This window comes from Dyadobacter arcticus (assembly GCF_011762185.1).
Classification (GTDB): domain Bacteria; phylum Bacteroidota; class Bacteroidia; order Cytophagales; family Spirosomataceae; genus Dyadobacter; species Dyadobacter arcticus.
This window is the reverse complement of the sequence record NZ_JAASQJ010000003.1, coordinates 1,208,349-1,230,436: the sequence shown is the minus strand read 5'-3', so window position 1 is coordinate 1,230,436 and position 22,088 is coordinate 1,208,349. Positions and strand designations below refer to the sequence as shown.

The 22,088-nt window shown below is 47.9% G+C and carries 17 protein-coding genes; 13 read left to right on the top strand and 4 right to left on the bottom strand.

Annotation, left to right across the window (positions count from 1 at the left end):
- Positions 1-51: 51 nt before the first annotated feature.
- Together FHS68_RS18640 and FHS68_RS18635 are read left to right on the top strand one after the other, a co-directional pair.
- The gene (locus FHS68_RS18640; protein WP_167273086.1) at positions 52-771 is read left to right on the top strand and encodes an SDR family NAD(P)-dependent oxidoreductase; all 720 of its coding nucleotides are present in this window, start codon (positions 52-54) and stop codon (positions 769-771) included.
- Between the two features lie 383 nt (positions 772-1,154).
- Entirely contained in the window at positions 1,155-3,752 is a 2,598-nt protein-coding gene (locus tag FHS68_RS18635) for a glycosyl hydrolase-related protein (protein ID WP_167273083.1), read from the top strand.
- Positions 3,753-4,086: 334 nt separating this feature from the next.
- Here FHS68_RS18635 and FHS68_RS18630 read toward each other — a convergent pair whose 3' ends face one another.
- A complete protein-coding gene (locus FHS68_RS18630) occupies positions 4,087-4,563 on the bottom strand; it encodes a tryptophan-rich sensory protein (RefSeq protein ID WP_167273081.1) in 477 nt (158 codons plus the stop codon).
- A 253-nt stretch (positions 4,564-4,816) separates the two neighbouring features.
- On the opposite strand from FHS68_RS18630, the gene FHS68_RS18625 reads away from it, so the two are divergent.
- Together FHS68_RS18625 and FHS68_RS26905 are read left to right on the top strand one after the other, a co-directional pair.
- Entirely contained in the window at positions 4,817-5,461 is a 645-nt protein-coding gene (locus tag FHS68_RS18625; protein ID WP_167273078.1) for a MarR family winged helix-turn-helix transcriptional regulator, read from the top strand.
- A 26-nt stretch (positions 5,462-5,487) separates the two neighbouring features.
- On the top strand, positions 5,488-5,751 hold the full coding sequence (locus FHS68_RS26905; RefSeq protein ID WP_510185965.1) for a hypothetical protein: 264 nt from the start codon (positions 5,488-5,490) through the stop codon (positions 5,749-5,751).
- A 117-nt stretch (positions 5,752-5,868) separates the two neighbouring features.
- Here the strand turns inward: FHS68_RS26905 and FHS68_RS18620 are convergent, their stop codons facing one another.
- Complete coding sequence (locus FHS68_RS18620; protein WP_167273076.1) at positions 5,869-6,606, bottom strand: IclR family transcriptional regulator; 738 nt, start codon at positions 6,604-6,606, stop codon at positions 5,869-5,871.
- Positions 6,607-6,896: 290 nt separating this feature from the next.
- On the opposite strand from FHS68_RS18620, the gene FHS68_RS18615 reads away from it, so the two are divergent.
- The 3 genes from FHS68_RS18615 to FHS68_RS26475 are packed head-to-tail and all read left to right on the top strand — an operon-like array spanning position 6,897 to position 14,093.
- Positions 6,897-9,998 carry a SusC/RagA family TonB-linked outer membrane protein gene (locus FHS68_RS18615; protein WP_167273074.1) on the top strand — a complete coding sequence of 1,034 codons (3,102 nt, stop codon included), beginning with the start codon at positions 6,897-6,899 and terminating at the stop codon, positions 9,996-9,998.
- Between the two features lie 10 nt (positions 9,999-10,008).
- Positions 10,009-11,451 (top strand): RagB/SusD family nutrient uptake outer membrane protein, encoded by a 1,443-nt coding sequence (locus FHS68_RS18610; RefSeq protein ID WP_167273071.1) that lies wholly within the window; start codon positions 10,009-10,011, stop codon positions 11,449-11,451.
- Positions 11,452-11,480: 29 nt separating this feature from the next.
- Positions 11,481-14,093 (top strand): GH39 family glycosyl hydrolase, encoded by a 2,613-nt coding sequence (locus tag FHS68_RS26475; RefSeq protein WP_229211955.1) that lies wholly within the window; start codon positions 11,481-11,483, stop codon positions 14,091-14,093.
- Here FHS68_RS26475 and FHS68_RS18600 read toward each other — a convergent pair.
- Positions 14,090-14,533: a type II toxin-antitoxin system VapC family toxin gene (locus FHS68_RS18600; RefSeq protein ID WP_167273069.1), complete on the bottom strand. Its 444-nt coding sequence runs from the start codon at positions 14,531-14,533 to the stop codon at positions 14,090-14,092. The two genes, FHS68_RS26475 and FHS68_RS18600, sit on opposite strands and share 4 nt — an antisense overlap.
- On the bottom strand, positions 14,530-14,736 hold the full coding sequence (locus tag FHS68_RS18595; protein WP_167273066.1) for a hypothetical protein: 207 nt from the start codon (positions 14,734-14,736) through the stop codon (positions 14,530-14,532). Before FHS68_RS18595 ends, FHS68_RS18600 begins: the two co-directional genes overlap by 4 nt.
- Positions 14,737-14,848: 112 nt before the next feature.
- On the opposite strand from FHS68_RS18595, the gene FHS68_RS18590 reads away from it, so the two are divergent.
- Genes FHS68_RS18590 through FHS68_RS18565 form a run of 6 tightly spaced genes read left to right on the top strand, consistent with a single transcriptional unit; the run spans position 14,849 to position 22,025 of the window.
- Positions 14,849-16,504: a sodium:solute symporter family protein gene (locus tag FHS68_RS18590; RefSeq protein ID WP_167273063.1), complete on the top strand. Its 1,656-nt coding sequence runs from the start codon at positions 14,849-14,851 to the stop codon at positions 16,502-16,504.
- A 33-nt stretch (positions 16,505-16,537) separates the two neighbouring features.
- Positions 16,538-18,031 carry a GH39 family glycosyl hydrolase gene (locus FHS68_RS18585; protein WP_167273061.1) on the top strand — a complete coding sequence of 498 codons (1,494 nt, stop codon included), beginning with the start codon at positions 16,538-16,540 and terminating at the stop codon, positions 18,029-18,031.
- A gap of 5 nt (positions 18,032-18,036) precedes the next feature.
- Positions 18,037-19,419: a glucuronate isomerase gene (gene uxaC / locus FHS68_RS18580; protein ID WP_167273058.1), complete on the top strand. Its 1,383-nt coding sequence runs from the start codon at positions 18,037-18,039 to the stop codon at positions 19,417-19,419.
- A 4-nt stretch (positions 19,420-19,423) separates the two neighbouring features.
- On the top strand, positions 19,424-20,257 hold the full coding sequence (locus FHS68_RS18575) for an SDR family NAD(P)-dependent oxidoreductase (protein ID WP_167273055.1): 834 nt from the start codon (positions 19,424-19,426) through the stop codon (positions 20,255-20,257).
- Between the two features lie 30 nt (positions 20,258-20,287).
- Positions 20,288-21,064, top strand: coding sequence for an RraA family protein (locus tag FHS68_RS18570; protein ID WP_208408349.1), 777 nt, complete (start codon positions 20,288-20,290; stop codon positions 21,062-21,064).
- 1 nt (position 21,065) lies between these two features.
- The gene (locus FHS68_RS18565; RefSeq protein WP_167273052.1) at positions 21,066-22,025 is read left to right on the top strand and encodes a mannonate dehydratase; all 960 of its coding nucleotides are present in this window, start codon (positions 21,066-21,068) and stop codon (positions 22,023-22,025) included.
- The last annotated feature ends 63 nt before the right edge of the window (positions 22,026-22,088 follow it).

Sequence of the window (22,088 nt, the reverse complement as noted above, 5' to 3'; positions counted from 1 at the left end):
ACGATTGCTTGAAGAAAGTCCTATTTTACCATATATTAAAATATATAAATTATGACATCGGAAAAACTCGCACTTATCACAGGCGTCAGCCGGGAAATGGGACTTGGCTACGAAACTGCAAAGCAACTTAAAGAACTGGGTTATAAAGTAATTATAACAGCTCGAGAGTTTGAAAAAGTAAAAGAGCTTGCTGAAAAAATAAATGTAATTGCAATGGCTTTGGACATTACAGACGACCAAAGCGTTGAGCAGCTTGCTCATTATATTGAAAAACAATTCGGGAAACTTGATGTACTTGTAAATAATGCGGGAGCATTCTTTGACCAGGATGGTGAGCCGCTTTCGGCAGACATACAATTTATTAAAGAAGCTATTGACACCAATCTTTTAGGTGCTTGGAGAATGATAAAATCTTTTGAGCCATTACTTCGAAAAAGTGAAAACGGAAGAATTGTAAATGTCTCAAGTGGTGCAGGTTCGTTTGGTGACCCGGTATTTGGTTTGGCAAATCATTTCAGTAAAGTTCCGGTTTATGGCATAACAAAACTGGCTTTGAATGGCCTAACCGTAAAACTTGCTCGACAACTTAAAGACACGAAAATTAAAATCAATTCCGTTGACCCTGGTTTCACAGCAACTTATGCAGGCACTGAAAATTATGGGGCACGACCCGTCAGTGAGGGAGCAAAAAGTGTGATTTGGGCCGTTACAATTCCGGACAATGGACCAAGTGGCGGGTTTTTTAGAGATGGAGAAACGTTGAGTTGGTAAAACGAATAGAAGAAACTGTTGAACTCGCAACGAAAAACGTAAAGGCAAACCACTACCGACAATAATGACTTTACCCGGCAAAAAGCGGTAGCGGGTAATATTGGGTTCCAGCAATAATATTCAGTCCGGGTAAAAGCTGTGATGGACCTCGGACTATGGATCCTCAAAGATAGAGCTGCCTCGGAAAACAACCCGTCGCGCCGGGGCGTTCATCCTGACCGTAGAGGAGCCGAAGGCAGAGGGAAATTTCTCTGTTTTGCACGACATCATTCTATTCAATTTCATGGCATATTAGGAGATGCTGGTCGTAGGCGAGACATTCACGGTGGGTGGTAAGGTCACGGAAGTTCAATAATCTTAGCACATTTTTTCCGGATCCAGAAATGAGGGTTTTTATACTTGGCGTAGTTGTATTGTTATTCTGCGGTCAAACCAGGGCCCAGCAGGTCTCCAAGCGACTTTACATTGCCAATGACGATCATACTGACTACATGTGGACAGGTAATGAAGCCCAATACGATTCTGCATTCGTACATATGCTGGATTATTATTTAGATCAGATCGATTCCAGTAAAAATGAGCCTGAGGATTATCAGGCAAGATTTAATTGTGATGGCAGCTTTTGGGTTAATGCATATAAAAAGTACCGCTCTCCTTCGCAATTTGACCGGCTCGTCAGTGCAATCCGCTCCCGTCACATTAGTGTGCCGCTCAATTCGCTGGTGAGCACTTACGGCGCCCAGCCGACGGAAGCAGTAATTCGCGGAATGTTCGATGCAGGTATGATGGAGCGCAGCTTTGGGGTTCGTTTTCCATTGGCCGTATGTATGGAAAACCAAACCATGCCGCTTGGATTGAGTGCTTTATGGGCAGGTTCCGGTGCGAAATACAGCTGGAAAGGCATTTGCGGATGTGCCAGCCGCATGCTCAAAAGCAGTTTTACCGGTAGAAAACATCAATTATACAACTACACCGGCTTGGATGGGTCTGCGGTGATCATGAAATGGTACAACCTCACGGGAAGCAATACATCGCTGGGCGGATACGCCGAAGCAAGGCTGGACAAAAAGCCTAAAAACATCGATAACGACCTGCTGCATAGCATTAAGCTCCTCTCAGCCATGGGTGATTCAGCAGCAGGCAAGGCGAAATACCCGTTCGATGCGGCAGGAGCATTCGGATATGGCTGGGACGACCTGGCCACTTATGTGTCGCCGCAGTTTATCAATGCGGCTAAAAAGAGCACAACGGCCCAAGCGAAAGTACGGGTATCCAATGAGGAAGACTTTTTCGAAGATATCAATAAGCATTATCCCAAGCTGCCTTCCGAATCGCTGAGCTATGGAAATGAATGGGACACATACAGCGTTTCTATGAACGAAACGACGGCCCGAGTCAGGCGCGCGACCGAAAAACTGCGCACTGCCGAGGCAATGGCTTCCATTGTTTCAATCCGCGACAAGCACTTTGGTGAAAACCTGAATAATGCCAAAAATACAGCCTGGGAGTCCTTCGGACTCTATTGGGAGCACGACTGGACCGCCGATGGACCTGTTTCGCAAAAGGAGCGGGCTCAATGGCAAATCAAAATACAGCAACGCATTACAGCTTACACGGATTCCCTCTTCAATCAGGCCGCGCAAGCACTGGGTAAGCAGCTCAGGCAATCAGCCAATCCACGTTTTTATGTATTCAATCCATTGAACTGGGTTCGTCATGACGTCGCCGATCTGTTATACGACGGAGCATTCCCTGTTCAGGTGGTTGACCTTCAAAGCAACAAAGAAGTGCCCAGCCAGTTGATGATCAAAGGCGGCAGGAAATATTTACGCATCCGCGCCGAAAATATTCCATCAGTTGGGTATAAGGTATTTGAGATCAGGAAGGGGACAGGCCAGCGCTTTCCGGCAGCTGCAACGCTCTCAGGCGATTACCTCAAAAACACGCGTTACCGGATCCGCCTGCGGAAGTCGGGTGTGATTACCGAGCTGATAGACAGTCTTGCAAACAGCCGTCAGTTAGTGAAAGCCATCGATGGTAAATACCTCAACGATCTGGGATCGACGGGTATTGACGAGGGTAGTCCGCTGGTGATCGAAAACGCAGGGCCGGTATCGGTAACCTGGAAAGCGATATCGGGTAATCCGCTCCCACATACAGTGCGAGTGACCCTGTTTAAAGACAGCCCCAGAATTGAGATAGAAGATAGCATTCAGGCCAATTATAAAGATCTCAAAACCTGGGCTTTTTCCTTTGATATGCAGCAGCCTACCACCCGCCACGAAGAGCTTGGATCAGTATTAACGGTCAAAACCGACGATAATGGTGGCCATTACGCAAGCCAGAATGCGCGATACGATTGGCTTACATTTAACCACTTTGCCGACATGAGTGAGAAAAATTACGGGGTTAGTTTATCAAATGTGGATTGCAGCTTCTTTAAGCTAGGTAACAGCACGCCCGATTCGCTTGATGCAACATCTTCACAGCTTCATGCCCTTGCCGGCGGGCGCACGGATTCACTTAAAGATACGGCCATGCTGGGCATTCCAGACCAGTTTGGCCAAAAGGACTTCCTCTACCAATTCGCGATCCAGGCGCACCAGAAAGAATTTGATCCGCTTACTGCCATGAAGTTTTCGCTCGAACACCAAAATCCGTTGAAGGCGGCGATCATTACAGGTACCAATTCGGCCAGTGACGATCTCACATTTTCACTGCTCTCACTTGATAATCCAAATATGTTGCTATGGAGCGTAAAACCTGCCGAAGGCGGCATTGAAAACGGACTGATCACCCGGTTCTGGAATATGAGCAGCAAACCTGCTAATGCCCGCATCACGCTTCAAAGGCCCGTCCGGGCGATATGGCAGACTACGCACATTGAAACCGATGAAAAAAGGCTTTCTTCGGCGGGTGAGGCGCTAAGGGCGACATTCAATCAGCAGCAGCTGAAGACATTTAGGTGGTTGCTTAAATGATCTTTAAATATTTAACATTACCATCAACACTTAACCAGATCCTATCATGCATGATATAAAAAACCTCTTGGACCAGTCCCAACACAGAAAAGCATCAGAAGAATCAAGACGCAGCTTTCTGAGAGTAGTTGGTGTGGGCTCCGCGGGCCTTTTTAGTGTCGAGGATTTTTAGCATCATATAGCGGGCGAAATGGAAGAAGGAATCCAAGGGTTTGGTAGACGTCCGGGATTTTAACTTCCGGCCCCAAAAATGAGATAAGATCAATTGGAGAGAACCTCCTGAAACGCCGAAGTAAAATAATAGAGATAATTGCTGTTTCGATGACTAAGCAATCTATTTTAAGAAAGGACCAATGCTAAGGAAAATATCTTGATTATTTAATGCAACCCAGACCGAAACATATCCAGCCAAAATCAGCCAAAGCAATCTCGGTAAAAAGCACCAGAATGATTTTTTTGATATTGGATAACTCATCATTGTAACAAGTACAACCACTAGTAAGCCCAGGAGCGTGTCGACAGCTCCAAGTATCGGGCTCTTTAGGTAAAAGTAGAGGAATGTGAAAATGGCAAATAAAATCCAGGCAATGTATTCCAGCAAAATGATCGAACGCCGGTTTTTTGTGTTTGCGGGTAAGTTTGAAATGGTGTAGAGGCCAATCAGGGATGTAATATTAAGAAACAGCCACATGGGTGCGAATAGCCAGTCTGGAGGTGCCACACTTGGCTGACTGAAATTATTGTAAAAGGCTTCGTCGCCATTATATCCTGCCGGAATGAACGAAATGATATTTGCTACAAAAAATATCATTACACAATGCCACCATTTTAATTTTTTTGGAGGACTTTGAAGATTTGACCTTTCAGCGACTGACTTTTCCATTTGTCGACGGACTATTGTTTTTAACTGGATATAATAAGTTATGTCTAAATGAGGGCTATTATGAAGTCAATAGTGATTACTTTGAATTTTTAGAAGGTCAGAAAGCTGAGACCCGCTGTCATTCATGCAGTAAATATAAAACAATTTAGTTTTATATTTACAACAATTTAGTTATAAATAAATGATGGAAGTAAAAAATTCATACTTACCGCTCATCATTGAATGGGAAAACTATCTCACTATCAGCAAGAAAGCGGATATCACAGATTTTGCGTTTTGGCTATTGGCAAAGGGCAAAGTCGAAGAAAAGAATGAAGAAGCGGATTTGGAAGTCTACTTTGATAAAAATTCGGAAGCGCATCATTATGCGTATAAGAGTTCAGATGCGGCTTTTCTTGTATGGAGGTTAAGTAAATTCATCCGATACTACACAAAACCCGTACTCTTGGAAAATGAATTGGCAAGTCAAGACGATTTTGCGATTCTTGCGCATATCGACTATAGAAAGTCCTGCTCGAAGAAAGAGGCTATCGATGCAAATATGATCGATTCCACTACGGGCATCGAAATTATCAAGCGTTTAGTAAATCAAGGCCTGGTCTCGGAAAAGATAAACCAAGACGACAAAAGGCAAAAGTTGGTTTCCCTTACCGAGAATGGCAGACAAAAGCTTTATAATATCTTCATCGGTTTTTCCAAAATCCCGGATGTAATGGCTGAACTGAACATTGAACAACGAGAATTGTTAATTCAGACACTTAAAAATTTGGACTCCTATCACACTAAAAACATTGATAGTTTTACTAGCAGCAAGAAACGGACCTGATACATCCAGGCTCCTCGATCCGTCCAATGGGCATATTGTGGGAGACGAAGAAGCCTAGAAGCTTTGGAGCCGCGATTACGAAAAGGGCTGGGAGCCAAAACTTTGAGTTGGCAATCATGGAATTAAAAGACGGCGTACATACTTTCTATGCCAAGTCACAAGAGGAATCGCGGAAATGGTTAAAGGAAAATCACCAATCAGAGAAATCTGTTTGGCTCATTATCTATAAAAAAGAGAGTGGGAAACCAAGCGTTAACTACACAAACGCGGTGGATGAAGCTTCATGCTGAAGCGACCAGAGACAAAACAAAAACGAATAGAAGAAACGGTTGAACTGGTAATGAAGAATGTGAAGGCAAATCACTTCCGCAATAATGGCTAATGCCCAACAAAAAAGGTGCCGGGCATTAGCCAAGTTTCTGGCTGATCTGCATCGCCGCGTCGCGCAGCGCCAGGATAATTTCTTTTTGCCGGGCTGCCGAGCAACGGTATTCCGGCAGAAAAACGCTTAATCCCGCTGCGACCACTGCATTGGCAAATATCGGCACAGCAAAGCCCCGCACCTGCGTGTTTTTCAAATGTGTCGTGCAAATGCCTTCCCGCCGGATATTGATCAGCGCTTCGAGGAGGGACATTTTGGTTGCAGCACCTTCCCAGAGTTCGGGATCAGGCAGCCCGTTGCGCAGAATCAAACGTTCCAACTCCTTCTCAGGCAGGTAGGCAAGTAGCAGCCGTCCACTGGCCGTTTCATATACATTGCGCTCCGAACGGATCTGTACCTGTATGTCTTGCGTGGAATGCACGGCATGCAGGATATACCTCTTTTGATTTCTTAAAACACCTAGCAGGCACGACTCATTCAGCTGAGCTGTCAGCTGACTCATCGTTTCGCGAGCGGCACTAACCAGGTCTTGCTCGTAGTTCACCTCGTTGGTGAGCCGGTAAGCAGCAAGTCCCAGCCGGTACCCCTTCTTTTTGCCCACGTGTTCCAGATACCCCTTGGTAATCATCGTATTGATGATGTTGGACGCGGTTGCCTGATTGAGCTGCAACTCGTGCGAGATCTCTGTAAGCGTCACAGCTTGCCCGCTGCGTTGCGCAACCAATTCCAGAATGTCCAGCGCCTTAATAATTACCTGTACCATACTTTATCATTATGAGAGTAAATTTAGGAAATAGATGTGGTTGACACAACGTTCGTTACTATTTTTGTGAAAACAAACACTTTAGATTATTTCTTCGAAATGAAGATTAATTCGTTGATTAACTGTGTATTACATGGATATTTGACCTATAATGTGACTATCGTCTCTTGAAAATTTTAATTAAAATAAATTTATTATACTAAAAATGTTGCCTTGATTGGTTTGTTTATTATTATTGCAATGTGAAAGTATTATTCATCATTGTTGAAGTATATAAACAAAGTAATCCAATGGAAACAATCTTTATCAGCAAGTCGGCCCGGTGGCTTTGTGTGTGCATGCTGCTGTGGACAGGTTCTGTTTTTGCCCAAACGATAACGGGCAAAATTGCCGACGAGAGCGGTACCAAGCTACCGGGAGTGAGTATCGTATTAAAAGGGACGCAAAAGGGCACTTCTTCAAATGCCGACGGAGCTTATTCGATTGAGGCCTCAGGGCTTTCGTCTACGCTGGTTTTCTCCTATGTAGGATATGTCAGCCAGGAAATCAATGTTGCCGGTCGCACGCAGATTGACGTCACGCTGGCAGAGGACAATAAGTCTCTCAGCGAAGTGGTCGTAGTAGGGTATGGCACGCAACAGAAAAAAGACTTGACCGGCGCTATATCATCGATTTCGGCTAAGGATATTGTGAAAACACCCGTTTCAGGCTTCGATCAGGCTTTGCAAGGGCAGGTAGCGGGATTGCAGATATCAAGTTCGTCAGGCGCGCCCGGCGGCAATACCAATATTCTGATCCGTGGGATTGGGTCTATATCGGGAGGGAATGAGCCGCTTTTTGTCATTGACGGTTTCCCGATTTCGGGAGCAGGGGTAGGAAATCCATTGAACACCATCAACCCGAACGACATTGAAAGCATCGACGTGCTGAAAGATGCTTCTGCAACAGCCATTTATGGTTCGAGAGGCTCTAATGGCGTCATCATTGTAACTACCAAACGCGGCAAGTCAGGCAAGGCGCAAATCCAGGTGGATGCGTATGCGGGTGTTCAGCAACTGGGGCACAAGATCGATATGATGAATGCAGAGGAATTCGCGCGTTTTACGATCGACGGCCGCAATAACGGTTATTTAGACAATGTCTTGACCGGTAAAATTACGGACCCGAACAGCGCACGCCCTGCTACATTCCGTATTCCGGTAGATTTACAAAATCCCGCGTCGCTAGGCGCAGGGACAGACTGGCAGGATGAGATTTTTCGCAGCGCGCCTATCCGGAATTTTCAAGTGGCAGCGCAGGGAGGTAGTGAAAACGTACGCTACGCCATATCAGCGGGGTATTTTGATCAAAAAGGAATTATTGTCAACACCGGTTTGAAGCGGTATAGCTTCCGGGCCAATGTGGACGCCAAAGTCTCAAAGCGGCTTTCGGTAGGGGTGAGTCTGCTGCCCAGCTTCACATCACTGGACAACCTGCCTTTCTCGGGGCACTACGGTGGCTTCGGGATCATCCAAACGGCCATGGGAATTTCACCACATGTGCCCGTATACCGTGCCGACGGCTCTTACGGAAACGAAATCCCTGCTCCCGAAGGCTCAGCTGGTTTTCAAAGCCCGGTTAAAATTGCTAATGAATACAAAAATCCATCTTCTCAATTCAGGTTGCTGGGAAATGCGTATGCCGAGTTTGCCATTTCAGCCGATATCAAGTTTCGTACCACTTTTGGTGCTGATTTAAATTATTTCAAAAACCAGGTATGGGTTCCGTCTACACTAAGTACTTCGGCGCCGATCGGCATAGCGTCGGCAACTGCTACAAGATCAGAAAGCGTCAATTGGCTCAATGAGAATACATTAAGCTACAAAAAGATTTTTGGTAAGCACACCATTGACCTGGTTGGCGGCTTCACCGCCCAGCGTGAAACGAGCGATGCCATTACTGCAAACGCCATCAATTTTCCGGATAATCTGATCACCAATATCAATGGCGGGACTGTCAATAGCGGAACAGAAAGCATTCAGGATTATACGATCCTATCGCTACTTGCCAGGGCCAACTATACCTTCAACGACAGGTACCTGATTACGGCCACACTTCGCCGCGACGGCTCCTCACGTTTTGGGGAGAGCAACCGCTGGGGTACTTTTCCATCCGCTTCCGTAGGCTGGCGCGTATCTGAAGAGGCTTTTATGAAATCGCAGCGGTTTGTCAACGACCTCAAATTCAGGGCGAGCTATGGGTTGACCGGTAACAACGCCATTGGAAATTACCGCGCTATCGGCCAGCTCACCAACGCCCATTACATCATTGGCGATGCCCTCACGCCCGGACTCGCGCGCAGCTCTTTTAACAACGCGCAGCTCGGCTGGGAATCGATGAAACAGCTTGATTTGGGACTTGACCTTTCTATATTGGATAGCAGGATCAATCTGACTGCCGACGTGTACGATAAGCGCAATACAAACATGCTTTTCAACATTTCGACACCAGGCGCGACCGGACTGACCAATGCCGTTGTAAACTTGGGTGAAGTACAGAACAAAGGCCTTGAACTTGCGCTAACGACCCGTAACACAACAGGTGCGTTCAAATGGATGACCAATGCTAATATTACCTTCAACCGTAATAAAGTGCTGGCCATGAGCACAGACGCTGAACGGATTTTCAGTACGGCAAACGGGCAGGTTGCCAACACCCACGTCACACAAGTAGGCAGCCCGATTGGCGTTTTCTTCGGTAGGCGGCAGCTTGGCATTTTTCAGAGCGATCAGGAAGTCGCTGAATACAAGGCTCAGCCCCTTGCCAAAGCAGGCGACGTAAAGTGGAAGGATATTGACGGAAACGGCGTAATTAATGACAATGACCGGGAGGTAATCGGCAGCCCGCATGCCAAGTATTTCTTTGGCTTCAACAATACATTTTCCTACAAAAATGTGAGCCTGGACATCGCTACGAATGGCATGATCGGCTACCAGATCTACGACGGAACCTTCATGATCAACAATGCCGGTGTACAGAACAATACCAAATATGTCTACGACAATCGCTGGATTTCTCCTGAGCAGCCAGGCGACGGCCGGATTGGCAGAACGATCCGAGGTGGCAAGAACACCAACACGGTTTACGGTTCTCAATACCTCTTTAATGGTTCATATCTGCGGATCCGCACCGCTACACTGGCCTACACGCTGCCACAAAAGCTGACCCAGCGTATCGGTCTACAAAACGTTCGTGTATATGCGACCGGAACCAACCTGTTGACCTTTACAGGCTACCGCGGTTATGACCCGGAAGTGAGTGTGTCCAATGATAACCTGCTGGCGTCCCGTTCGGACTTTGGTAACTATCCGATTGCACGTTCCTACACACTCGGTATCAATCTCTCATTCTGAAACCATCATCATGAAAACAAAAATGATATGCTTCTCCATGCTAGCTTTCTGGCTGAGCGCATGCAGCGATTTCCTCTCGGTTCTGCCTGAAACAGAGCGTACCGTGGCCAATTTCTACAAAACCGCAGCTGACTACAATACCGCCGTGGTCGGTACTTATGCCACATTCAAGCATGCCGGTCTGTACGGAACAGGCGGCGGCTCGCTCATCTGGCTGGGGGAAGTATCCACCGACAACACTGAGTATGGCTACACCCGCACGCCGGTCAGCGCCATTGGCTTTGAAATCGACGACCTTAACTATTCACTGTCAAACACTTATTTCCGCGATGCATGGCTGGGACATTATCAGGGAATCGGCCGTGCGAATGCGATCCTGGACCGCATTGGTGAAGCAAATATTGACCCAATACTAAAAAGCCAATATGAGGGAGAAGCGCGTTTTCTGCGCGCATTCTTCTACTTTAACCTGGTTCGCCTTTTTGGTGATACTCAGTTGGTCACCAGCGAGATCAATGATCCCTACGCTACTGCGAACATAGCCCGCTCGCCAGGCACCGAGGTTTACGCGCTCATTGAAAGCGATCTGGCTGCGGCCGAAGAAAAGCTGCCAACTACGATCACCGCGGCTAATGCTGGCAGGGCGTCCAAATGGGCCGCCAAAACCTTGCTCGGAAAAGTATTATTAACCCAGAAAAAATATACGCCGGCAGCTGCCAAGCTGAAAGAAGTAGTGGACGCCAATGTGTATTCTCTTTTGCTCAACTACACAGACGTTTTTGCAGCGTCCACATCTTTTGCCAACAACAAAGAGGTAATCCTGGCAGTCCAGAATAAAACAGGCCAGATCGGTCAGGGAGGAGGTTTTTACACCCTGTGGACACCTTTTGGCGCAGTATCGCCCGACTTCGGAGTGACGGGCGGGCCCGGTGATGGGGTGAATAAGCCAACAGCCGATCTGATCGCTGCATACGAGGCAGGCGATGTACGAAAAAATGCCTCGATTGCCACATCCTATGCAAATACAACCGGCACGGTCATTAACGAGGCTTACCCGATCAAGTTTAAGCAGACAGGCATCATTCGTGGAGAATCGGACGTGGATTATCCCATCCTGCGTTATGCCGACGTACTGCTAATGTATGCCGAAGCTTTGAACGAGCAAGCACAAACCGCTGCCGCGCTGCCATGGATCAACCAAATACGCAAGCGGGTAGGGTTGACCGCGCTGACAGTAACCACACAAGCAGACGTACGGCTCGCTTTGGAAAAAGAACGCCGCGTAGAATTCGCATTCGAAAGCCAGCGCTGGTTCGATCTGAAAAGGACAGACAGGTTCGTACCGGTCATGACCGAAAAGGGTTACCCGGCCAAATCGTTCCAAACGCTCTATCCAGTCCCATTGCGCGAGCTTGAACTGAATAAAACGCTGACTCAGAACCCGGGATATTAATGCTGTTCAAAAACAATAAAAGATAGCAAATGAAATTCTCATACATCAAGTTGCTGATCATGACGGCAATATTTCCCATGGCAAATATATGCGACAGCCTGGCTCAAATGTCAGACTTAAAAGCAGGCAATGGCGTCGTGAAAATTGCCTCTAGCAGGATCATCCATCGTTTTTTTGACACCTCCCCCATTAGCCCATCCGGGAAATACATGGCGCTGTTCCGCATGCCTTATGAGGATCATACGCCAGCCCCTGGAGATGCTGGTGAGGTGGTGCTGGTTGACCTTCAATCCGGCGTTGAGCGCGTTGTGACTACCTCGCGGGGTTGGGAAATGCAGTTGGGAGCCCAGGTGCAATGGGGCGCGAGCGATCAGGAATTGTATTTCAATGATGTTGATATAAGCAGCTGGAAAGCGTTCGCCGTCAAACTGAATCCGCTCACAGGAGTGTCCCGGCGGCTGGACGGAACGGTATTCATGGTCTCCCGCGACGGGAAAAAGCTGGCCAGTCACAATCTGATCAAATCCAGGTACGCGCAGATCGGATATGGGGTGATTATTCCAAAAGAGCTAGCCGCCCGAAATGTCGGAATTCCAAATGATGACGGGGTTTTCATCACCGATACAGACTCGGGTAAGTCAAAACTGCTGGTTTCGATCCAGGATATTTATGACAGGTCGGTTCCTTCCATAGCCATTTCCAATCCGCAAGACTTCGAATATTATTGTTTTCAAGTTAAATGGAACCCCCAGGGAACGCGGCTGTTGACCACAGTTCAATGGTCGCCGGTAGGAGGCGGAGCCAGGAAGAGAGCGGTGATCACTATGAAAGCCGACGGCTCGGACTTGAAAACCGCCGTTACACCCGATCAATGGGCAAAAGGCGGGCATCATGTAAACTGGATGCCGGACGGCGATCATATCTCAATGAACCTCGAACTCGGTGGTAAGCCTGGCTTGGAACTGATCACTGCCCGCTACGACGGCACCGACTTAAAAACGGTCTTTCAGCCGGGTTCGGGTCACCCTTCCTATCACCCGAAAGGCTTGCCACTCATCGTCACGGATGCCTACCCGGGCGAAATGGTAACCGCCGGCGACGGAACGGTGCCCATTCGTCTGCTCAACACAGAAACGGGCATCGAAGAGAAACTGGCCGGTATTTTTCTTTCCAAAGCGGAGGGCGAGTTCCGTATCGACGCGCATCCGGCTTGGGACAATACCGGGAAATATGTCGTTTTTAATGGTTTATCGGATGGCACCAGAAGCGTTTTTATGGCCTCCGTCGACGGTAGCGAACCAACGCCATTGTACCCATGGAAAGTTATTGGGCAACTTAAAACGCGGGATGCGAAACAGATCGGGAAAAGTAGCTGGTCTATCGGCGGAGAGACGCTCGACCGGGATTATACCGATTATCAATCTTATAAAACCTACCTCGGCCCACTGGGCGCGAAGCGTATACGATTGCAGGGAGGTTGGTCCAAGTGTGAGAAGATCAAAGGAGTTTATGATTTTAAATGGCTGGACGCCGTGATCCCGGATGCGGCATCGCGCGGGGTCTTTCCGTGGGTGGAGCTTTCATATGGTAATCCAATTTACGAGGGAGGAGGGGATGCCAGGTTGGCCGGGCACATTCCAACATCGCCGGAGGCATTGCAGGCGTGGGACAATTGGGTGCGCGCCATTGTAACACGCTATAAAGATCAGGTTCCTGAATGGGAAATTTGGAATGAGCCAGACCTGAACCCAACGCATACCGGTCGCGAAATCGGTGCTTTTTACCTTCGTACGGCCAGGATCGTTAAATCTGTCCAGCCAAAAGCCAAGTTGATTGCGCTTGGAATGGCGAGCGTTACACGCCTTGATTTCATGAAGGAATTTATGGACTACCTGAAAGAGAACGACAGTCTGCAATACATCGATCTGCTTACCTATCACGGCTACGCCTACAATCCAGATGAATCTTACCCAAAAATAGAAAAGCTTCGCGAGCTAGTTTGGCGTTACAAGCCCTCCATTGTTTTTATGCAGGGAGAAAACGGGGCGCCTTCAACGCCTAAGGAAGTGACGATCGGCGCCTTGCGTGATCAGGATTGGACGGAGCTGACACAAGCCAAGTGGGACTTGCGAAGGATGCTCGGCGACCATGGCCGGGGGATCGCTACCAACCTGTTCACGATCAGCGACATTCACTATGCGGCTGGTGATCATATGGTGGGTGTCAATACCAAAGGCATTCTCAAGACCAATTCTGACAAAACCATCGAGCGACCCAAAATGGCCTATAAAGCTGCTCAGCACGTGTTTTCACTTTTTGACGATCAGTTGGAGTTGCAGCCAGGTAATCCGGAGGTCAATCAGGAAAACCTGTATGCGTTCCAATATAAAAGCAAAAAAGGAAGTAACCTGCTTACATTGTGGAGTGGCGAAGCCCGCCCAGCGGAAAATTACAACGCCCGAATGGCTGACATTACAGTTACGGGAGAATTCAAGGAGCCCGTCCTAGCAGACCTGATCTCGGGAAAGACCTATGCGGTCCCAAAAGAAAACTGGTCAGTAAAAGACGGAAAGACGACCTTTAAAAGCATAGCGGTGCCGGATTACCCGGTGGTAATTGCGGAAGCTGCATTACTCCATTAAGAAGTCAGGGGATTGACAACATGGTAACCCAACCCTGAAACGAAGCCCGCAAAAGGCGTATCAGCTGTGACGAATGCCCATGTAGAATCAGCCAGCAAACGAAATGAACAAAAATGTAACGCATCCAATGTGCGAATCGGATACTTTCTTCCTTCTGTCTTTAATAACTTTTCTGACTCATGAAGTACAAGAGAATTAAGCGGCTGGATATGAAATTGCTGAATCGAAATTTCAAATCCGTTTATTGCACTTTGAATTTGGATAGCGCTAAGTTCGCCGGTACGAAAGCGGCGAAAAAGGGCACTATAGAATTCTGTTTTGAGCAGTTCACTAAGCCAGACGTGATTTTCGGTCGAGCCGATAAGTTGGTCAACTTTATCCGAACCCGCTTCTGGAAGATAATATTTAACCAATGCCGAAGTATCAAAGAAAAGATTCATATCCTTTCTTCCCGGGAAACAAGAATGTCATTTGAGAGGCCATTTTTCAGAACAGCTAAGGCTTCTCTTACTTGCAAATGCGCCTTGTTCGTTCCCGAAGGCAGTTGTGGGCGACCTTTTAATAATTCGATGTAGCCATATATTAACATGAGCTCCTCGATCGAAAGGGTATCTATTTGATTAATAACCTGTTCCTTCAACATAAGTGTAGTGTAGTTTAAACGCAACTTATTAAAGTTACTAAGAAATAACAAATTGACGAATCGCAGGTCAATTTAAAATATTAAGTATTTAAATGGTCCTTAACCAACTAACATGAACAAACTCCATACCCTGGACTACATCACCATCATCATTTACATGGTTTTAATGTCGGGGATAGGCATTTTTCTGGGGAGGTACGTCAAGAATATCGGCGATTACTTCAAGGGCGGAAGCGGCATTTCGTGGCTCGCTGGCGGGATCAGCAATTTCATGACGAAATTCAGTTCGTTCGTTTTTGTCGCCTATGCCGGGATAGCGTATTCTGATGGTTTGGTAGCTATCACGCTCATTTGGAGCACGATATTTCCTTCTATACTGGCAGTTTTCGTCTATGCCAAACTTTGGAAAAGAGCCGGGATTATCAGTCCGGTGGAGTATCTGGAAACGCGTTTCAATGCACCGATCCGTCAGATATTCTCATGGAGTGGCGTGTTGCTGAAAGTGCTCGATGATATGCTCAAACTTTATTCGATCGGTATATTTGTGACCGCAGCTTCCGGAATACCCTTTGAGACTGCCGTCATTTTCTGCGGGCTTGTGGTGGCCATTTACACCGTGATCGGCGGCTTTTGGGCGGTAATTGTAACGGATGTCGTCCAGTTTGTGATTTTGTTCTTTTCAACATTGATACTGGTGCCGCTTGCATATCATGCAGCCGGAGGGATAGCACATATGCAGGAAGTCATCCCGGATAATATGCAGTTCTTGAATGGGAAAAAAGGAACGCCGTTCTTCGTCTTCGTCTATTACATTCTGATCATCATCAAATACAACGGCAACTGGACATTCATTCAAAGGTTTTATAGTGCCAAAACAGAGGAGGACGGGAAAAAGATCGGTTGGCTTTCCGCAGGGCTCTTTTTGGTTTTCCCGGTCATATTCCTGTTCCCGGCCGTAGCGGCGAGGGTCATTCTGCCAGAGCTGGAAAACCCTGAGATGGCCTATGTGGCTCTTTGCCTCAAATTATTACCGGAAGGGATTATGGGCCTCATGCTTTCGGCAATGTTTGCTGCCACAATGTCCGTACTTAGTGCCGAGTACAATGTCACGGCAAGTGTTCTTACCCGCGACATTTATCAGCGGCTTTTTCGCAAGCATGCCAGTCCTAAGGAAACACTTTGGGTTGCCCGCTTGATGACATTAGCGGTAGGTCTGGTCGTTACGTTTGGCGCGCTTTACGTCGGCCAGTTTGGAGGCGCATTTAAGGCCAACCAGTATCTGACGGGCATTTTTTCTATTCCAATGATTATACCCGTAATCATGGGGATCGTTTTCTGGCGGCCGCAACCCTGGGGTGCCATTGCAACTTTGGTGATCGGCATTGCTACCGGGATTGCTCTGAACCTCAATACCCAGATCAGTTGGGAAATGGCCACCTTTATCGAGATTGTCGTCTGCATTACCGTCTTTCTCGGGTCTGGTTTGGTACTTTCCAGAGACCGCGAGTACAATGTCAGGGTAGTCGAGTTCTTTAAAAAACTGGCTAAACCTGCGCCGAAAGTGAGTGATGTCGACGAGTCCCCGGTCATGACCGGACTAATGATGTTGTATGCCTTTGCGTTTTTGGTGACAGGGACCATGTTTATTTTCATGGGTGTTCCCTCGGCCGGTAACCTCAGTGGCCGTTTGGCAATTGGCTCAGGAATAATCTGTCTGGGTGCGGCAGCCGTTTTCTATCGACGTGGCAGCGGTAAAAGTGTAAGGTAAGGGCTTGTCTTTATTGTTTTTAAATTCGATTTGATGAAATACTTTAAAATTATTAGTGCCTTCTTCCTGGTTAGCATCTGTACGCAAGCTAACATGCTGCGTGCACAGAATCAGCCAGTTGGCGCACAAATTTCGTTCAAAAAGATCGGAGAGGTAAAGGCAAAAAGCACCAACGAGATCATTAGTTCCAATTGGATACTGGGTTGTGAAACGCTCGACCGGGACATGGCCGATTATGAGCAGTATAAGGAATACATTGCCCCACTGGGCATTAAAAGGCTCCGGATGCAGGCCGGATGGGCCAAAACAGAACGGGTGAAAGGCCAATACGACTGGGCGTGGCTGGATAAAATCATCGACGATGCTGCCAGTCGTGGTTTTCAGCCCTGGCTCGAAACGTCTTACGGCAATCCGGTGTACGCCGGAGGTGGAGGTATCAATTTGAGCGCAGGTATTCCCAGCTCAGAAGAAGCATTGAAAGCCTGGGACAAATGGGTTGCCGCATTGGTGACGCGTTACAAAGGCAAAGTGCGGGATTGGGAAGTCTGGAACGAGCCGAACTTTGGCGACAATGAAATCAATGCACCCGAAAAAGTCGCAGACCTGAACATCCGGACGGCCGAAATCATTAAAAGGATACAGCCCGGGGCGCGCATTTCGGGCCTGGCGATGGGGCACATTGACCTGAGGTACGCGGATGCTTTTTTTAAATATATTCATGTAAAAGGCAAAATGGGCCTTTTTGACAACATGACGTACCACGACTATGTCTACAATCCTGACTCCAATTACGGGCATGTTGCCGAATTAAGACGAGTACTTGACAAATACGCTCCACTAGTGAAATTACGGCAGGGCGAAAATGGCTCGCCGTCATTCTCCGGCGGCGGGCGTGGAGCATTGGGCGATTACGACTGGACTGAACTGTCGCAGGCCAAATGGAATACCCGAAGAATGCTTGGTGACCTGGGCCACGATATCGAATCGAGCATTCTGGGTATCATCGATATGAATTATGCGGTCACAGCCGGGCCTATCAAGAAATTGAATGTAAAGGGATTGATCGAATCTGATTCGTCCAAAAGAGCCATTCGGCCTAAAATGGCTTACTATGCTATGCAGCATATCGCTGCCATTTTTGACGATACGCTGATCCGCCTTAAAAACCTGAACCAGACTTTCAACAGCAATGCCAAAACGGCTGCCGACGAGATTAAATTCTCTAAAAGTACGGACAGGAGTATTTCTGTTTACGGATATGAACATGCGACAACCCGTAAGCAGCTTTTTACAATCTGGTCGGACGAGGCCATTCCGGCGAACACCAATGGATTAAGAAACATCACGTTTACATTCTTGACTGCGCAGATCACCCAGCCGGTTTATGTGGACATCATTACGGGCAGCATTTACGAAATACCACAATCGCAATGGAAAAAGGACGGAAATAAGTTGACATTCATGAATATACCTGTTTACGACGCACCGATCCTGATCGCTGACGCATCATTGGTCCACATCAAGTAAAAAGTATGTTTAAGCCAGACTCGCTATTAACCAATTCCACCGGAAAGGTGCTTTTTTACGAAGTGGCTTCCAGGCTGCCCATTATCGATTTTCATAACCATGTTGATCCCAAGCCACTTGCGACCAATCAGCGCGCTGACAATATCTATCAGCTGTGGGTACAAAATGATCCCTATAAGCACCGGGCAATGCGCATTTACGGCATTCCGGAGGCGCTGATTACCGGAAAGGAGGCAACCGATTATGAGAAGTTCCTGGCTTGGGCCGAATGTTTGACGCATACTGTGGGTAACCCGCTTTTTCACTGGTCATGCATGGAATTGCAGCAGGTCTTTGGCATTTACCAGCTTTTGAACACCTCCAATGCTCGCCACATATGGGACGCCAGTCAGGAGCTCCTGGCAACAGACAAGTTCAGGGCGCTAGACATTCTTAAAGGTTTCAACGTAGAGTTGCTATGTACATCGGATGATCTGCTCGATAGTCTGGAACACCATCAGGCTCTGGCACATACGGAGACAGGCGTGACCTGCTTACCCTCGCTTCGTGGCGATAGCATTGTTTCGTTCCAGCCAGATTGGATGGGCCAGTTAGCGATCCAGACAGGCATTAAAATCAATAACCTGGAATCATACAAAGAAGCAGTTGTCAACCGACTTGATTTTTTCGACCAGGCAGGCTGTCTGCTCTCGGATCATTCCCTTGATGCCGGGTTCAATTTCATTTCAACCAGCGAGTCAGAGGCAAGTCTGCTATTCATGCAACTCATCCAAGATGGGGTACTCGCCTTAGCGGATTTGGTAAGGTTGCAATCCCATATGCTTGTCTTTTTGGGGCAGCAATACGCAGCCAGGGACTGGAAAATGCAGCTGCACATTGGTGCCAACCGTTTTACAAGTACCCGGTTGCGCAACCGGCTCGGACCCGCTGGCGGCTATGCTAGTATCGGAAATACGGTCAATGTGCACGCGATCAGTCGTTTTCTGGATGAGCTGGATACGGTTGAGCTTTTACCAAAGACAATCCTTTACACCCTGAACCCGGCTGATAATGCGGTTTTCGCCTCTCTCACCGGTTCTTTCTCGCAGGATCATGTCCGGGGGAAAGTTCAGTTCGGCCCGGCATGGTGGTACAATGACCATCAGGAAGGTATAACCCAGCAATTGATTGCACTGAGCAGCTATGGGCTGCTGAGCACCAGTATCGGCTTTACGACTGATTCGCGCAGCATCCTGTCATTTGTCCGGCATGACTATTACCGGCGCATCCTGTGCAACCTGATCGGGGCATGGTCAGAGGAGGGTAAACTGCCCGATGACCGGGCCGTTTTAGAGCAGCTTGTCGCCAATATCAGTTACCATAACATTCAAAATTGGATCAAAAAATAAGCGCATGGAAATTCAAAAAATAGCAGTGGTTACCGGGGCAGGAGGGACACTTTGTTCCGAAATGGCGAAAGACCTCGCGCGGCAGGGCTATCACGTCGCTTTACTGGGACGGAACCTGGATAAGCTACAAATTGTGGAAAAGCAGATTGGGGCTGCGGGAGGAGTGGCCATTTCAGTGCCCACCGATGTGGCGAATGAGGAGTCTGTACGGGCAGCAAAAGAGGTTATCCAACGAGAGCTGGGGATCTGTTCGGTATTGATCAACGGCGCAGGCGGAAATCAAATGGAAGCATTGACCAACACCACTGAATTTGATGAGCGTGAGCTGCTCGATGACGGTTCCGTGAAGGGCTTCTTTAATCTGAATATGGACGTTTTTCAAAGCGTGATCGATGTGAACACCATGGGCACGGTGCTGCCCAGCTTTGTTTTCGGTAAAGAAATGGCAAGGCATAAGCGGGGCGTGATCATCAACATTGCTTCCATGAACAGCTTCCGTCCGTTGACCAAAGTAGGGGCTTACGGCATTGCCAAGGCTGGTATTGCCAATTTTTCGCAATGGTTGGCGGCCTACCTGGCGCCCGCAGGTATTCGCGTCAATGCGATCGCGCCCGGATTTTTCCTGAATGATCGCAGCCGGAAAATAATGTTCAATGAAGATGGTTCCAAAACGGCCCGTGCGGAAAGCGTGCTGGGCCACACGCCTCAGAAACGTTTTGGCGAGGCGGCCGAACTGCTTGGTTGCATGAACTGGCTGATCAATGATGACGCAGCTGGATTTGTTACCGGGATCATCGTTCCGGTCGACGGTGGGTTTTTGTCCAATGCGGGAGTTTAAAAGATTGATAAAATTGTAAACGATATGAATATGAACATTGAAAATCACACAAATACAAGTATGTCGGGTTCTGAGCAGTACCGGAAAGAGGTAGGAATGATGAACCTGGAACGGTTTATTGCGGAGCGGGAAACGGTTTCGACCAAGCCATTCCCGATTCCGGATAACGAATTGCTGGATCGGTTTGAGCAGCTCTACACAGGCGCAGTCAATGATGTTTTACGTGAATTCTGTCTGCTGCACCAGGCCTTGCCGAACCGGATTGTGCCACTCAGGGAATATCGGACGGTGGCTGGCCTGGCTTTTACCGTTAAAAGTGCGCCGAATGCTAAAATCACCGGAGAAATGGAATTCCGTACCCAAATGCTCGATGCCATGCATGAGAATGCATTTGTCATCTGGGATTCGAGCAAGGACGAGCAGGCGACGATGTGGGGTGGCGTGATGACCGCTACGGCCAAGCAGAAAGGCATCAAGGCGGCTTGCCTGGACGGAGGCATACGCGACACGCACCAGATCCTCGAAGCTGATTTTCCCGTTTTTTATAAATATCGGATCTCAAACGGCAGCCTGGGGCGTTGTCTGATCACCCATTTTCAGACAGTGATCCAGATCGACAATGTGACCATTAAACCAGGAGATGTTGTGTTGGGAGACATTGACGGCGTGCTGATCGTTCCACGGGACATTGCATACGAGGTTTTACTTCGCGCAGAAGAGATCCGTGAAAACGAAAAACAGATTTTCGGCTGGGTTCACAGCGGAGAATCAATTCAGACCATTACGGAGCGGGGAGGATACTTTTAATATGATTCTTTCTTTTTTGTTTTTTGGAAATACGCCGGATGAAAAATGGCAGCTTTGCCGGCAAATGGGCATTGAGCATGCCATCGCTAAGCTCGCTCCTGAACTTACCGGCGATATTGCGATTGATAACTACGAGTCACTTGCACGCTCAAAAGCTATTTTTGAATCCAATGGGTTCAAATTGACCGGAGTGGAAGGGGATCAGTTCGATATGAGCCGCATTAAGCTCGGGTTGGATGGCCGCCAGGGAGACATTGAGCGCTACTGCCGGATGCTCGAAAACATGGGAAAGCTCGGCATCGGCTTGTTATGCTACAATTTTATGGCCACGGGCTGGTACCGGACAGATATTGATTTGCCGGAAAGAGGCGGAGCGGTCGTAAGCGGGTTTTCAATGAAAAAAGCAAAGACTGAGCCAGTCTCCTCACATGGGACATTCAGCGAAAGCCAGATCTGGGAGAACTACCATTGGTTTATCGAGCAGATAATGCCCGTTGCAGAAGCCAATGGTGTAAAAATGGCACTGCATCCCGACGATCCGCCGATAAGCCCGTTGCATGGCATCAGCAGGATACTTACTTCCGCAGATGCAATCCGGAAAGCCCTTTCGTTCTCAGATAGCAGCTCCCATGGCCTTACCTTCTGCCAGGGCACCTATACCACTATGAATGAGGATGTGTTCGGGCTGATCCATGAATTTGGGAGGCAGAAAAAGATCTTTTTCGTACATATTCGTGATGTGAGAGGCACGCCGGAAGATTTTCGCGAAACCTTTCACGACAACGGTCCGACGGATATGTTTAAAATGATGAAAGCTTATCGGGAAATTGAATTTGAAGGGCCGCTCCGCTCGGATCATGTACCGACTATGGCCGGGGAAAGCAATGATCATTTTGGTTATGAAATGAAAGGGAATCTGTTTGGGATTGGCTACATCAAAGGGCTCATGGACGCACTTTGACGTCTGGGAAGCAAAAAAAAGCTGGATTATTTTCCCGAAAAAATGGACTAATTTATCGCGGCC